14 protein-coding genes are annotated in these 13,057 nt (G+C 67.7%); 9 read left to right on the top strand and 5 right to left on the bottom strand.

What is annotated here, in order from left to right; all coding sequences use genetic code 11:
* Nucleotides 1-58 precede the first annotated feature (58 nt).
* From FGL25_RS13840 to FGL25_RS13830, 3 genes are all read left to right on the top strand, one after another.
* The gene (locus tag FGL25_RS13840; RefSeq protein WP_003164007.1) at nucleotides 59-796 is read left to right on the top strand and encodes a phosphatase PAP2 family protein; all 738 of its coding nucleotides are present in this window, start codon (nucleotides 59-61) and stop codon (nucleotides 794-796) included.
* A 124-nt stretch (nucleotides 797-920) separates the two neighbouring features.
* A complete protein-coding gene (locus FGL25_RS13835; RefSeq protein WP_138142020.1) occupies nucleotides 921-2,240 on the top strand; it encodes an acetyl-CoA hydrolase/transferase family protein in 1,320 nt (439 codons plus the stop codon).
* A 73-nt stretch (nucleotides 2,241-2,313) separates the two neighbouring features.
* Complete coding sequence (locus FGL25_RS13830) at nucleotides 2,314-4,434, top strand: hybrid sensor histidine kinase/response regulator (protein WP_138142019.1); 2,121 nt, start codon at nucleotides 2,314-2,316, stop codon at nucleotides 4,432-4,434.
* On the opposite strand, the gene FGL25_RS13825 is transcribed toward FGL25_RS13830, so the two are convergent.
* Nucleotides 4,431-5,087 carry a glutathione S-transferase family protein gene (locus tag FGL25_RS13825; protein ID WP_138142018.1) on the bottom strand — a complete coding sequence of 219 codons (657 nt, stop codon included), beginning with the start codon at nucleotides 5,085-5,087 and terminating at the stop codon, nucleotides 4,431-4,433. The two genes, FGL25_RS13830 and FGL25_RS13825, sit on opposite strands and share 4 nt — an antisense overlap.
* 149 nt (nucleotides 5,088-5,236) lie before the next feature.
* Between FGL25_RS13825 and FGL25_RS13820 the strand changes: the two genes are divergently transcribed.
* Nucleotides 5,237-6,283, top strand: a complete 1,047-nt coding sequence (locus tag FGL25_RS13820; protein WP_003164004.1) for a ribonucleotide-diphosphate reductase subunit beta — start codon at nucleotides 5,237-5,239, stop codon at nucleotides 6,281-6,283.
* A gap of 72 nt (nucleotides 6,284-6,355) precedes the next feature.
* On the opposite strand, the gene FGL25_RS13815 is transcribed toward FGL25_RS13820, so the two are convergent.
* The 4 genes from FGL25_RS13815 to FGL25_RS13805 form a co-directional block, all read right to left on the bottom strand.
* The gene (locus tag FGL25_RS13815; RefSeq protein WP_174924796.1) at nucleotides 6,356-6,874 is read right to left on the bottom strand and encodes a cell wall hydrolase; all 519 of its coding nucleotides are present in this window, start codon (nucleotides 6,872-6,874) and stop codon (nucleotides 6,356-6,358) included.
* 102 nt (nucleotides 6,875-6,976) lie between these two features.
* On the bottom strand, nucleotides 6,977-7,852 hold the full coding sequence (locus FGL25_RS17700; RefSeq protein WP_252970195.1) for a sensor histidine kinase: 876 nt from the start codon (nucleotides 7,850-7,852) through the stop codon (nucleotides 6,977-6,979).
* On the bottom strand, nucleotides 7,776-8,483 hold the full coding sequence (locus FGL25_RS17695) for a hypothetical protein (RefSeq protein WP_252970194.1): 708 nt from the start codon (nucleotides 8,481-8,483) through the stop codon (nucleotides 7,776-7,778). Before FGL25_RS17695 ends, FGL25_RS17700 begins: the two co-directional genes overlap by 77 nt.
* Nucleotides 8,480-9,208, bottom strand: coding sequence for a TVP38/TMEM64 family protein (locus FGL25_RS13805; RefSeq protein ID WP_128719426.1), 729 nt, complete (start codon nucleotides 9,206-9,208; stop codon nucleotides 8,480-8,482). The genes FGL25_RS17695 and FGL25_RS13805 overlap by 4 nt, the downstream gene beginning before the upstream one ends.
* A gap of 180 nt (nucleotides 9,209-9,388) precedes the next feature.
* Here FGL25_RS13805 and rpmH point away from each other — a divergent pair, with 180 nt between their 5' ends.
* From rpmH to FGL25_RS13780, 5 genes are all read left to right on the top strand, one after another.
* Nucleotides 9,389-9,523: a 50S ribosomal protein L34 gene (gene rpmH / locus FGL25_RS13800; protein WP_003164000.1), complete on the top strand. Its 135-nt coding sequence runs from the start codon at nucleotides 9,389-9,391 to the stop codon at nucleotides 9,521-9,523.
* Between the two features lie 33 nt (nucleotides 9,524-9,556).
* Nucleotides 9,557-9,985, top strand: coding sequence for a ribonuclease P protein component (gene rnpA, locus FGL25_RS13795; RefSeq protein WP_040344591.1), 429 nt, complete (start codon nucleotides 9,557-9,559; stop codon nucleotides 9,983-9,985).
* A gap of 5 nt (nucleotides 9,986-9,990) precedes the next feature.
* Nucleotides 9,991-11,793: a membrane protein insertase YidC gene (yidC, locus tag FGL25_RS13790; protein WP_138142017.1), complete on the top strand. Its 1,803-nt coding sequence runs from the start codon at nucleotides 9,991-9,993 to the stop codon at nucleotides 11,791-11,793.
* Nucleotides 11,794-11,797: 4 nt separating this feature from the next.
* Entirely contained in the window at nucleotides 11,798-12,466 is a 669-nt protein-coding gene (yihA, locus tag FGL25_RS13785; protein WP_003163997.1) for a ribosome biogenesis GTP-binding protein YihA/YsxC, read from the top strand.
* A 74-nt stretch (nucleotides 12,467-12,540) separates the two neighbouring features.
* Nucleotides 12,541-13,047: a DUF3617 domain-containing protein gene (locus FGL25_RS13780; protein ID WP_138142016.1), complete on the top strand. Its 507-nt coding sequence runs from the start codon at nucleotides 12,541-12,543 to the stop codon at nucleotides 13,045-13,047.
* Nucleotides 13,048-13,057 lie beyond the last annotated feature (10 nt).

Below are 13,057 nucleotides of genomic sequence, written 5' to 3'. Positions count from 1 at the left end.
CGTCGATTTCTGCGAGGGCTGACAGGGAACACCGCAACAGCTTGGCCGTTAGCGCCCCATGGCCCCGCATCCCACCGCCTTCCTGACCCGCGCCCTGCGCGTCGCCCGCACGGAGATCGCCGCCGTGGCCGCCATGCTGGTGGTCGCCCTGGGGGTGTTGATCTTCATCGAGGTGGCCGACGACATTCAGGAAGCCGACGGCCAGGCCTTTGACCATGCGGTGTTGGCGGCGGTGCGGCCCTTCGCCGATGATCCGGGGCGCCCCTGGGGGCCGTGGTGGCTGCACGAGGCGGCGGCGGATCTGACCTCGCTCGGCGGCATATCGGTGCTGACCCTGTTCGCCGTCATCGCCATCGGCTTCCTGCTGATCATGGGCAAGCGGCTGTCGGCGCTGATGCTGGTCGTCGGCCTGGCGGGCGGGGTGGCCCTGAGCGAAGGCCTGAAAGCCCTGTTCGAGCGCGAACGGCCGCCCGAAATCTATCAGGCGGTGGAGACGCTGAACGCCAGCTTCCCCTCGGGCCACGCCCTGCTGTCGACCGTCTTCTATCTGACGCTGGGGGTCATGCTGACGCGCGCTTTTCCACGCAAGCGGCTGAAGGCCTATGTTCTGGGCTGCGCGGTGGCGATCGCCCTGCTGATCGGGCTGACGCGCATCTATCTGGGCGCGCACTGGGCGTCGGACGTGTTCGCGGGGTGGAGCGTGGGCGCCGCCTGGTCGATGGCCCTGTGGCTGATCGCCTACGCCGCCGAGCGGCGCCAGCGCCTGCACGACGCGCCCCTGCAGGACGCGCCCTAGGCGTATGGTTTTTTAGACCAAGGTCTAGCGCCGCGAAGGCGCGCGGCTGTCGGATAAAGGCGATCAGAAGCCGTCGCCACGCAAGCGACGGACGCCCTCAAGGACGACGCTTCAGGAGTTTCCCATGACCGATTTCGCCGCCCTCTACGCCGAACGCCTGACGACGCCTCAGGCGGCGGCCGCCCTGATCCCGTCGGGCGCCAAGGTCGCCATGGCCCTGGGCGTCGGCCAGCCGCCCGCCTTGCTGAAGGCCCTGGCCGATCGGGCCGAGGCGCGGCAGGTGTGGGACGTCAACCTCTACTACCTGCTGTCCACCGCCATCGCGGGCGAGACGGTGATGCGCTTCGAGCTGACTGACCGCATCCGCCCGCACAGCCTGTTCCACGGCGCTATCGAGCGGAAGCTGGAAGCGCGCGGGATCGAAGAGGGCCGCCGCGCCGTCTGGTTCGTGCCGACCGGCTTCCAGCAGACGCCGCGCGTGCTGACGCGCGAAATCGGCGTCGACACCCTGCTGGCGACGGTCTCGTCGATGGACGCCGAGGGCTATTTCAGCCTGGGGACCAACACCGACTACGCCCTGGCTGTCTCCAAGAGCGCCGAACGGGTGATCCTGGAGGTCAATCCGCACATGCCGCGCGTGTTCGGCGATTGCCGCGTCCATGTTTCGCAGGTTGCGGCCCTGGTCGAGCATTCGGCCCCCTTGCTGGAGGCGGGCAAGGCGCCGCAGCAGCCGCAGGATCTGGCCATCGGGGCCTTGATCGCCGGCATGGTCGAGGACGGCTCGACGCTGCAGATGGGCATCGGCGCCCTGCCGGACGCGGTGTGCGCGGCGCTTCACGACCATCGCGACCTCGGCATCCACACCGAGATGCTGACGCCCGGCCTGGTCGAACTGATGAAGGCGGGCGTCGTCACCAATGCGCGTAAGACTCTGCACCCCGGCAAGACGGTCTTCACCTTCTCGATGGGGAACCGCTCGACCTATGAGTTCCTGCACGAGAACCCGGCCTTCGAGGCCCGCCCTGTCGACTATGTGAACGACCCGGCGGTCATCGCCCGCAATGCGAAGATGATCTCGGTCAACGCGACCTTGCAGATCGACCTGTTCGGCGCCTGCTGCTCGGAATACCTGAACGGGCGGCAGTACACGGCGTCGGGCGGCCAGCTGGACTTCGTGCGCGGCGCGGCGGCGTCCGAGGGCGGAAAGTCGATCATCGCCTGCCACTCCACGGCGGCCAAAGGGACGGCCTCGCGCATCGTGGCGCGTCTGGACGGCCCGGCGACGACCCCGCGCAACGACATTCACTATGTCGTCACCGAGCATGGGGCGGTCAATCTGAAGGGGCTGACCGACGACGCCCGCGCCCGCGCCCTGATCAGCCTGGCCGCGCCCGAATTCCGCGAGGGGCTGGAGCGTGAGGCGAAGGCGATGGGCCTGCTCTGACGCGCCTCGGGGGAGATTTCCTTAACTTCTTCCGGGAGAAGCTGGCGACGAACCGGGGAGGGTGAAGACGGGAATGCAGGCGCACTGGCGGATGTTTCGTCATGCGGCCGGCCGCGAGGCCGGCCCTCCGGCGGCGGCCTATGTCATTCTATTCGTCCTGTGTCTGCTAATCGGACATTGGAACGCGTCGACCTATAACGCCGTGATCATCTGGCCCGCCAACGGCGTGCTTTTGGCGGCCTATCTGCTGCTTCCTCGGCGCAAGGCGGCGGCGACCTTGCTGGTCTGTTTCGGGTTGAATCTGGTCAGCACGGCATTGAGAGGCGACGCCCAGCCCTTCGTCTGGCTGAACCCCCTGCTGAACTTGGGTCAGGTTTTGATCGCGGGCGTTTTGGCGCGTCGATTTTGCGGTGCGGCGCTCGATCTGCGGCGCCCGCGACGGTTTCTTTGCTTCGCCTTGGGCGCCGTCGCGCCGGCGGTATTCCTGACCACCACCCTGTCCTGTCTGCTGGCGGCGTGGCTGCGCGACTATGCGCCGGAACTGACGGCTTTCCTCTGGACGCACCTGTTCATGATGGAGGCGCTGGGCCTGCTGATCGTCACGCCCAACCTGCTGTTCCTGGCGCGGGCCCCCAGGTTCCGCAATGAGGCGACCGCCCCCTGGCTTGTGCTGGGCATGGCGGGGCTGACGGCGGCGATGGTCTTCTGGGTCTTCAGCCAGCCGAGCTCGCTGCTGTTTCTCATCTTTCCGCCGCTGATGCTGGCGGCCTATCGCCTGTCGCCGCCGTGGATGGCCGCGACGATCCTGGTGTCTGTCGGGATCAGCTGCATTTTGACGCTGGAGGGGTACGGTCCCATCGCCGCCGCGCCGGTGGCGGACGTCGCGGCCTTGGCCCACCTGCCCCTGCGGCTGCGACAGATGCCGCTGTACCATGTCTTCCTGATGGTGTTGGTCTTGACCTCCTTGCCGCTCAGCGCCCTGATGGCGGAACGTCGCGCCAGCGTCGCGCGGTTGGCGCGACGCACCGCCCTGGCCTTGAAGCAGCGGCGCCGGGCAGAGGCCGCCGCCGCCGCCAAGGCGCGGTTCCTGGCCGTTATGAGCCATGAGATGCGCACCCCGCTGAACGGCGTCAGCGGCTACGCCGACCTGTTGTCTCAGCGCGACGACCTGCCGGAGGAGGCACAGACCTACATCGAGGCGGTTCGCCAGGCAGGGGAGGAGATGCTGCGACTGGTCGAGGATGTTCTGGACGCCTCGGCCGGGGATGATGCGGTGCAGGTCGAACCCTTCGATGCGACAGGCCTGATTCGCGACCTTTGCGCCTCGGCGGCGGTCGCCGCCCGCGCCAAGGGGGTGGCGTTCGAGCTGAAGCTGGACGCACCGGACACGGCCCTGCGCATGGGTGATCCGCGTCGGCTGGCTTCGGCCCTAAGGCATCTTCTGACCAATGCGGTCAAGTTCACCGAGAGAGGCCGGATCGAGCTGGAGGCTCGACTGGACGCCGAAAGCCTGACCCTGACGGTGCGGGACACGGGGCCGGGAATCGCACCGGACCTGGAGCCGGCGCTGTTCGACCTGTTCCAACTGGGCGACGATTCCCTGAACCGGCGGCACGGGGGGGCGGGGCTGGGCCTGCCCGCCGCGCGTCGACACGCCCGCGCCATGGGGGGCGACGTGATTCTGGGCGAAACGTCCGATCGGGGTTCGGTTTTCATCCTGACCGTGCGCCTGGGCGAGGGGGCGGTCGAGGGCGTCGGCGCGGCGGAGGTCGCGACGCCTGCGCCTGCGCGATCCGACGGGCAGGTCACTCGCGTTCTGGTGGTGGACGACCATCCGACCAACCGCCTGGTGTTGCGGATCATGATGGAGGCGGCCGGCTGTCGGGTGGTCGATGCGGCGGATGGCCTCCAGGCCGTCGAGCAGGCCTCGGCCGAGGCGTTCGACCTGATCCTCATGGATGTGCGCATGCCGCGCCTGAACGGGCTGGAGGCGACGCAGATCATTCGCAGCGGCGGCTCGGCCTCGTCCTCGGCGGCGGTTCTGGCGGTGACGGCTGACGCCATGCCTGAGGACGCCGTACGTTGCTTCGGGGCGGGCATGGACGGCCATCTGGCCAAGCCGATCACCCATGAACGGCTCTACGCCGCCGTGGACCAGGCGTTCCGTGCGGCGCACGCGCGTCTTGCGGCCTAACCCTCCCAGCCCTCGTCCAACGGGAACCGCTCGGCCCAGAAGGATTGAAGCTCAGGCAGGGCGTCCACGCGGCGAACGATCTCGGCCATGCCGGGCGCTTCGGCGTAAAAGCGGCGACGCCGAGGCGTCCAGCGGCTTGCGACGGCGACATAGAGGTCCAGCACCGTCATCTCTTCGCCGAGCAGGAAGCGGCCGGGCGTGATCTGGGCGTCCATCATCCGCCAGCAGTCGGCGATGCGTTCGATGGTGCGGCGCTGGATTTCAGCCTGGGCTTGCGGATCGTCTCCGGCCAGGCGAGACGGCTCGTCCCGCACCCAGAACATCGAATAGACGGCGGCGGGGATGAAGCTCATCCAGCGCAGGAACTGCGCCCGGCGCGGATCGTCCAGCGCGGGCGACAGCCGGGCCTGCGGGTGGGAATCGGCCAACCAGATCAGGATGGCGGCGCTTTCGGTGATGACCTCGCCGCCCGGCGTGACCAGGGCCGGAATCTGCCGCATCGGATTGACGGACGCCACCTTGCGCCGTTCGGCTTCTCCCTCCCACGTCGGGGCCTCGATGACGCGATAGTCCTGCCCGATCAGCCGCAGCGTCGCCTCGACCGGGACCGAGCCGGACCCGGCGGCGCCGTAGAGCGTGAAAACCATCCCCATCTTCCTCCCCAATTTCCTGTCACGGAAACACCATATCTAGCGGTCGGTTGAAAAGTGATCGCTAGATGTGCGCATCTTCCCTTGTCCCCGCGCGCCGGCGGACGCATGGTGAAACGCACTTCTTCCGGATTCGCCCCAGGTCTTCTTCGATGAACGCTCCCGCCACGATCATTCGTCCCGGCACGCCCGGTCTGCTGACCCCCTCGGCCGCCTACAAGCCCTTCCGCTATCCGTGGGCCTTCGACATGTGGAAGAAGCAGCAGCAGGTCCACTGGATGCCTGAAGAAGTCCCGATGGGCGAGGACGTCAAGGACTGGGCCGCCAATCTGAACGACGGCGAGCGTAACCTGCTGACCCAGATCTTCCGCTTCTTCACCCAGGCGGACATCGAGGTGCAGGACAACTACATGGAGCGCTACGGCCGGGTGTTCAAACCGACCGAAGTGAAGATGATGCTGGCCGCCTTCGCCAATATGGAGACCATCCATATCGCGGCCTACGCCCTGCTGCTCGAGACCATCGGCATGCCCGAGAGCGAGTTCGGCGCCTTCATGGAATACGAGGCCATGAAGGACAAGCACGACTACATGGGCCAGTTCGGGGTCGACAGCGACGCCGACATCTGCCGGACCCTGGCCATGTTCGGAGGCTTCTCGGAAGGGCTGCAGCTGTTCGCTAGCTTCGCCATGCTGATGAACTTCCCGCGCCAGTCCAAGATGAAGGGCATGGGACAGATCGTGTCCTGGTCGGTGCGCGACGAGAGCCTGCACTGCGAAGGCATCATCAAGCTGTACCACGCCTTCAACAAGGAGACGGGCGCCGTCACCAAGGCCGTGGCCGACGACATCGTCGACTGCTGCAAGACGGTGATCGAGATGGAGGACAAGTTCATCGACCTGGCCTTCGAAATGGGCCCGGTGAACGGCATGACGCCGGACGACATCAAGGCCTACATCCGCTTCATCGCCGACTGGCGCCTGCGTCAGCTGCATCTGCCGGAAGTCTACGGCGTGACCGAGAATCCGCTGCCGTGGCTGCAGGCCCTGCTGTCGGGCGTCGAGCACGCCAACTTCTTCGAGGCGCGCGCCACCGAATACTCCAAGGCGGCGACGCAAGGCGCCTGGCACGGCGCCGACGGCGTCTGGGACAGCTTCGACAACATGATGAAGCGCCGCACGGAATCCGTCGGGGCCTGATCCGGCCTGATCTCAAGCGAGAAAAGGGCGCCCCGACGCGAGGTCGGCGGCGCCCTTTCCTTGTCTGAAGCCTCAGTTCGGCGTCTTGCGGCCCGCGTTGCAGCGCGCCGTGTCGCCGCGCTGACAGGCGGCGGCGGTGGCCCGCCAGTCGGCCATGTCGCGCTCATAGCGGGCCTGGGCCTCGTCGGCGGCGCGCAGATCCGCCTCATGCCGTTCGCGATCGGCCCGCGCCTGCGCCTCCGTCTGCTCCACTTCGGCTTGCCAGCGCCGCTGGGCCTCGGCCTGAGCGGCCTGATTGGCGCGGTCTTCATTCTCGGCCAGGTCGTTCTGGGCCACGATCTCGGCGTTCAGGGCCTGGGTTTGGCGCAGCTCGTCGGGATCCTGGGCCGAATCCGGCGCGCGATGATAACGCTCGCCCTTGGACAGCAGCATTTCGGCCACGGGATCTTTCGGCGCCGGTTGCGGGCGGGTCTGGCTCTGGCCCTGAGCGTAGGCGGAGCCGGCCGCCAGCGAGAAGGCCAGGGTCGTGGTCAGCATCAGCGCCGCCAGGGGACGGGCGGGGCGGGTTTGCGAGGACGGGGGGCGGGTCATGGAGCGCTCCTGGCGGGAGGAATACGAAGGACCGCAAGCTTGGCGCTTTCGGCGTTCAAAGGAAACAACGTCCGGGACGGCGTAAGGCTGCCGTCCGGCGCCCTAGAGCGGCAACAGAAGCTCGAAACGCGTGCCCTGCGGTCCGGTGTCCAGCAGCGTCAGGGCGCCGCCGTGGTTGGCCGCCAGCTCGCGTGAAATGGTCAGGCCCAGGCCCGTGCCGTCGGCCCCGCCGCCGCTGACGAAGGGCTCGAACAGGCGATTGGCCAGGCGCGGCGGAATGCCGGGGCCGTCGTCGCGCACGGTGACGGCGGCCATGCCGCCGCGGGTCTCGGCGCTGACGGTGATGGCGCCCTTGCCGCTCTTGTCCTTGCTCTGGGGCGCGGTCTCGATGGCCTGGCGGGCGTTGCGCATCAGATTGACCAAGATGCGGTGAAGCTGGTCCGGGTCGGCGTTGACGGTGAAGCGGGCGGGCAGGTCGCGCACCAGCCGCACGCCATCCGGCTCCAGCCCCGCGTCCTCGGCGGCGGCGGCCACCGCGCGGGCCAGCAGCATCTTCTGAAGCTGGGGCGCCGGCTCCTCGGTCTTGCCGTAGGCCAGGACGTTGCGCGCCAGGGTCGAGGCTCGGTCCAGCGCCCGCTCCAGACGGGGCAGGGCGGTCGCCACCAGGGGGTCGGACGAGGTCGACAGCCGCTCGGACGCCATCTGGGCCGAGGTCAGCATGTTGCGTAGGTCGTGATTGATCTTGGCCACCGCCTCGCCCAGCGCCGCCAGGCGCGCGCGCGAGCGCAGGGACTGGCGCACCTCCTCCTGCATCCGGGCCAGTTCGCGTTCGACCCGGCCGATCTCGTCCTGACGGTCCGAGGGCGTTTCGGCCGGGCTTTCCGGATTGGCGGCGAAGCGTTCAATCGAGCGGGTGACGCGGCGCAGGGGCTGCAGCACCAGCATCGACAGGGAGGCGTAGAGCAGGCCGCCGGCCACCGGCCGCGATCAGCAGCGACATCATCAGGCTGTTGACCAGAAAGCCCTCCAGCTCCTTCTTCAGCGGCTGGGCCGGGGCCAGGATCTCGACCAGATCGCCCGAGCGATAGCGCGGCGCCGCCTGCACCCGCAGCGAACGGTCGGGGTGGCCGAACAGGGTCTTCCACGGGTCCAGCAGCCGCGCCCCTACGTTGCGCTGGCGCAGGTCGATCAGTTCGGGCGCGCGCGGCAGGTTGGGGGCTTGCAGCAGCAGTCGCCGCACCCCCTGTTCGCCGATGACGACCGACTGCACCCCGCCGATGCTCAGCAGCTGTTCGGCGGTGGAGTCCTCGACGGCGGAATAGGGCAGGGCCTCGACCCCGACCGAGGCCAGCTCAGCCGCCTGCAGCCGGTCCATCAGCCACCGCTCCTGGAAGGAGGCGGCGCTGGGCACGATGATCAGGGCGGCGACCGCCAGGGTGAAGGCGACGGTCAGCAGCAGCAAGCGGCTGGACAGGCCGTCGGGCGCGCGGGGCTGCAGCCGTTGGCGCAGGACGCGCCATGGGGCGGGTGATGTCGCAGGCGGTCTGGCCGTCGTCGCCGGGGCCAGGGGCGTTTGAAGCTCCGTCGGAAGGGCCTCGCGTTCCGTCATGACGCCTCCATGCGGGGGCGCGCACGCAGCTTCTGGGCCAGCTTGAGCAGCAGGGGCAGCAGCATGGACAGGAAGGCGACTCCCATCAGAGGCCAGAAGAATTCCGCGAACAGGCTCCGAATGTCAGGATTCGGGTCCGTGATCAGAACGTCGTGCAGGCTGTCGCCGATCCAGCAATAGATGGTGTGGGCGGGCAAAAGGCCGATGAAGGTGGCGATGACATAGGGGCGCAGCGGCGCCGCCATCACGCCCGCCGCCACATTGATCATGTGGAAGGGCACGGTGACCACCAGCCGCGCGACCAGCACATACCAGAAGGTGTTCTTGTCCACCCCGGCGCAGACCTTGTTCAACAGGCCCGTATCGGCGGCGGCGCGGCGGCGCAGGGAATCGCCCAGGGCGGTGCGCCCCACATAATAGACGGCCAGGGCGCCGACGGTGGCGGCGAAGGCGGTGGCGACGCCGCCGACCCACGGCCCGAACAGATAGCCCGCCGTCACGGTGATGAAGACCACGCCGGGCACCACGCTGGCCGTCAGCAGGCTGAAGATCAGCATCAGGGCGCCCAGCATCAGCAGGTAGCGCTGGGCGGTCAGGGCCTCCAGCGCCGTTCCGTGCTCACGCAGGGTGTCCAGCGACAGATAGCGATTCCAGCCCATGCCGAAGATCAGGGCGACAGCGGCCAGCAACACGGCCAGGGGCAGAAATCTTTTGACCCGGTCCAAGCCGCGCTCCGTCTTCTTCGTTCCGGCATCCTTAGCGGATTTCCTTGCGCTGCGCGCCCCTGCCGGAATTGCGGGAAAGCGGCTTCGGCGTTGACTCTCGTCCTGTCGCCGCTTATACGCCCGCCTCTCTCGCGGCTGACGCTTGTGTCTGTCGCCAACCCCAGTAACCCGGAGCCGACCGTGAAGCGGACCTATCAGCCGTCGCGACTCGTGCGCAAGCGCCGTCACGGCTTCCGTTCTCGGATGGCCACCAAGAACGGTCAAAAGATTGTCGCGCGTCGCCGCGCCAAGGGCCGCAAGCGCCTGACGGCCTGACGTCACGCGCCCATTACCCTTCAGGGCGGGCGCATGACCGATCTGATGAAAATCGATCGCCTGTTGAGGCGGCCCCAGTTTCTGGCGGCCGCCAAAGGCGTTTCTCAGGCTCGCGGCGCCGTGGTGGTCCAGCAACTGGATCGCGCCGACGGCGACCCGACGGTGCGCCTGGGATTCACCGCCACCCGCAAGATCGGCGGCGCCGTCGTGCGCAACCGCGCCAAGCGCCGTCTACGCGAAGCTGCGCGCCTGCTGACGCCCCTGCACGGGCGGGCGGGATGTGACTATGTGTTCATCGCCCGCATGGGCACGGCGGACCGCGACTGGGACCGCTTGCTTGACGATGTGAAATCGGCCCTTACAAGGCTCGCAACCCCGCGCACGGCTTCCGATATGGGAGACCGGGCCGTTTCGACCGCCCGCGCCGCCCCCGACCCGCGCCCCGCCGACCAGGACCGCTGATCCCGATGCAGAACGAGAACTCGCGCAACACCATCATCTTCTTCGTGTGCGCGGCCCTGATCATGGGCGTCTACTACTTCATGGTGATGCGCCCGCAGGCCGAGAGCCGCCGCCAGGCGCAGATCGTCGCCGCCGAGCAGCAGAAGGCGCGCGAGGCTTCGGCCGACGCCGGCCTGACGCCGTCGGGCGCCGCGCCGGGCGTCTTCATCAAGGATCGCGCCCAGGCCCTGGGCACGGTCGCGCGCGTGCCGATCCAGACCCCGACCCTGAAGGGTTCGCTGTCGCTGCAGGGCGCGCGCATCGACGACCTGTACCTGACGAACTACAAGGAAACGCTGGACAAGAATTCGCCGCCGGTCGAGCTGTTCCGCCCGCAGGGCATGGAGCACGCCTATTTCGCCCAGTTCGGCTGGAGCGGCCCGAACGTCGCCGGCGGCGTGCCCGGCCCCAACACCGTCTGGCGCCTGACCAAGGGTTCGACCCTGACGCCGACCACTCCGGTCGAACTGACCTGGGACAACGGTTCGGGCCTGCGCTTCACGCGCGTCGTCTCGATCGACGACCAGTACATGTTCACGGTCAAGGATACGGTCGCCAACCTGGGAACCCAGGCCATCGCCATCGCACCCTACGGCCGCGTCGAGCGCCAGGGCGTTCCGGTCGATCTGGGCAAGCAGATGATCCTGCACGAAGGCGCCATCGGCACCTTCGGCGACGGGGACGGCTATTCGACCGAACAGGTCAAGTACAAGGACTGGGCCAAGAAGCCGCGTATCGAGAACCAATCGACCGGCGGCTGGCTGGGCATCACCGACAAATACTGGCTGGCGGCCCTGATCCCCACCCAGGACGAGACCATCGAGGGCCGCTTCTCGGTGCGCGACGCCCAGGGGATGAACATCCACGAAGCCGCCATGCTGGGCGCCACCCACACCATCCAGCCGGGCCGCCAGATCGAGGAGACCCAGCGTCTGTTCGCCGGGGCCAAGCGCGCCGAGGTGCTGAAGGCCTATGAGCAGTCGCTGAACCTGCCGCGTTTCGTCTACGCCATCGACTGGGGCATGTTCTGGTTCCTGACGCGCCCGATTTTCACGGTGGTGGAGTTCTTCTACGGCGTCCTGGGCAACTTCGGCCTGGCCATCCTGGCCCTGACGGTGGTGGTCAAGCTGATCCTCTTCCCGCTGGCCAACAAGTCCTACGAGAGCCTCTCGAAGATGCGGAACCTCCAGCCCAAGATGGAGGAGATCAAGAAGAAGCACGGCTCCGAACCGCAGAAGCAGCAGCAGGAGATGATGGCCCTGTATCAGCGGGAGAAGATCAATCCGCTGGCGGGCTGTCTGCCGATGGTGGTGCAGATCCCGGTCTTCTACGCCCTGTACAAGGTGCTGTTCGTGACCATCGAAATGCGTCACGCGCCCTTCTTCGGCTGGATCCGCGACCTGTCGGCGCGCGACCCTTCGACGATCTGGAACCTGTTCGGCGCCATTCCATGGGATCCGGCGACCCTGCCCATCCTGGGCGGCATCCTGAACGGCCCGCTGCACCTGGGCGTGCTGCCCCTGGTCTATGGCTTCACCATGTGGCTGCAGATGGCGATGAACCCGCCGGCGCAGGATCCGATGCAGCGTCAGATCTTCGCCCTGATGCCGATCGTCTTCACCTTCATCATGGCGCCGTTCGCAGCCGGCCTGCTGATCTACTGGGCGTGGAACAACGTGCTGTCGATCATCCAGCAGTATGTGATCATGCATCGCTTCAAGGCCGAGAACCCGATCGACGCCTTCCTCGCCCGCTTCAAGAAGGCCTGATCGGTTGGACGCGTCTGACGAGCCCAAGGTCGGGGAATATTCCGACGCCGAGATCGAGGCGGCGCGCGTCCTGTTCGCGCGCCAGGCCAGCTTCGTCCTGGGCTGCGCCAAGATCGAGCAGCTGCCGACCCCCGACCTGCCCGAGATCGCCTTCGCCGGCCGCTCCAATGTGGGCAAGTCCAGTCTGATCAACGGCCTGGTCGGCATGCACAAGCTGGCCAGGGCCTCGAACGAGCCGGGCCGCACGCGCGAGGTCAACTTCTTCGATCTGGACGGGCGGATGCGTCTGGTCGATCTGCCCGGCTACGGCTGGGCCAAGGCGTCCAAGACCACGGTCAAGAAGTTCCAGGATCTGGGCCGCGACTATCTGCGCGGCCGGGTGACGCTGAAGCGCGTCTATCTGCTGATCGACAGCCGCCACGGCCTGAAGAAGGTCGACGACGAGGCGTTGGACGCACTGGACCTGTCGGCCGTCTCCTATCAGATCGTCCTGACCAAGGCCGACAAGCTGAAGAAGGGCGAGGCCGAAAAGGTCCAGGCGGCGACGCTGAAGGCCATCTCCAAGCGCCCGGCCGCCTATCCCCACGTCGCCGTCACCTCGTCGGAAAAGGGCTTCGGCCTGCCCGAGCTGCGCGCCGAGATCATGCGCACCACGGGCGTCGTCCTCGACTGAATCTCACATCCGCGTGAACCGTTAAGCCAGACCGGCGTTGTCCCCCTCGGTTCTTAACGAGAGGGGAGCGCTCCATGCGTTCAGCGATCATCGGCGGCGTCGCCGTCGCCTGCCTGCTGGGTCTGTCGGCCTGCGGAAACAACAAGGCCGAAACCCCGGCCGCCGACGGGGCTGAGACCGCTTCGACGGCCGCCGCGCCGGCGATGCTCGATGCGCCCAAGCCGGGCCTGTGGCGCGTGTCCACCGCCATGGAAGGCATGCCGGGCGGCGCCGCCGTCCCGCCGCAGGAAGTCTGCATCAAGGAAGCCAAGCTTGAGGCCCCGGCCAGCGCCCAGCAGCCGGGCGCCGACTGTACGACCAAGCCGTTCGCGCGTGAGGGCGACGCCATGGTCGCCACCTCGTCCTGCACCTTGCCGGGCAATATGAAGGCCGACTCCACCATCCGCGTGACCGGCGACTTCAACAGCCGCTACGTCACCGAGGTCACGACCAAGATGGACCCGGCGCCGACGCCGCAGATGGCCCAGACCAAGGTCACCATGACCGCCGAGCGCATCGGCGACTGCCCCGCCGGTCAGTAAGCGCCCGCCC

Source organism: Brevundimonas vancanneytii (genome assembly GCF_901421975.1).
Taxonomy (GTDB): domain Bacteria; phylum Pseudomonadota; class Alphaproteobacteria; order Caulobacterales; family Caulobacteraceae; genus Brevundimonas; species Brevundimonas diminuta.
The sequence above is the reverse complement of the archived record's forward strand: the minus strand, read 5'-3'. Positions and strand labels throughout refer to the sequence as shown.

Bases quoted from the DNA above. Each gene is read 5' to 3' on its own strand.
- FGL25_RS13840 (WP_003164007.1), top strand. From the start codon at position 59: ATGGCCCCGCATCCCACCGCCTTCCTGACCCGCGCCCTGCGCGTCGCC.
- FGL25_RS13835 (WP_138142020.1), top strand. From the start codon at position 921: ATGACCGATTTCGCCGCCCTCTACGCCGAACGCCTGACGACGCCTCAG.
- FGL25_RS13830 (WP_138142019.1), top strand. From the start codon at position 2,314: ATGCAGGCGCACTGGCGGATGTTTCGTCATGCGGCCGGCCGCGAGGCC.
- FGL25_RS13825 (WP_138142018.1), bottom strand. From the start codon at position 5,087: ATGGGGATGGTTTTCACGCTCTACGGCGCCGCCGGGTCCGGCTCGGTC.
- FGL25_RS13820 (WP_003164004.1), top strand. From the start codon at position 5,237: ATGAACGCTCCCGCCACGATCATTCGTCCCGGCACGCCCGGTCTGCTG.
- FGL25_RS13815 (WP_174924796.1), bottom strand. From the start codon at position 6,874: ATGACCCGCCCCCCGTCCTCGCAAACCCGCCCCGCCCGTCCCCTGGCG.
- FGL25_RS17695 (WP_252970194.1), bottom strand. From the start codon at position 8,483: ATGACGGAACGCGAGGCCCTTCCGACGGAGCTTCAAACGCCCCTGGCC.
- rnpA (WP_040344591.1), top strand. From the start codon at position 9,557: ATGACCGATCTGATGAAAATCGATCGCCTGTTGAGGCGGCCCCAGTTT.
- yidC (WP_138142017.1), top strand. From the start codon at position 9,991: ATGCAGAACGAGAACTCGCGCAACACCATCATCTTCTTCGTGTGCGCG.
- FGL25_RS13780 (WP_138142016.1), top strand. From the start codon at position 12,541: ATGCGTTCAGCGATCATCGGCGGCGTCGCCGTCGCCTGCCTGCTGGGT.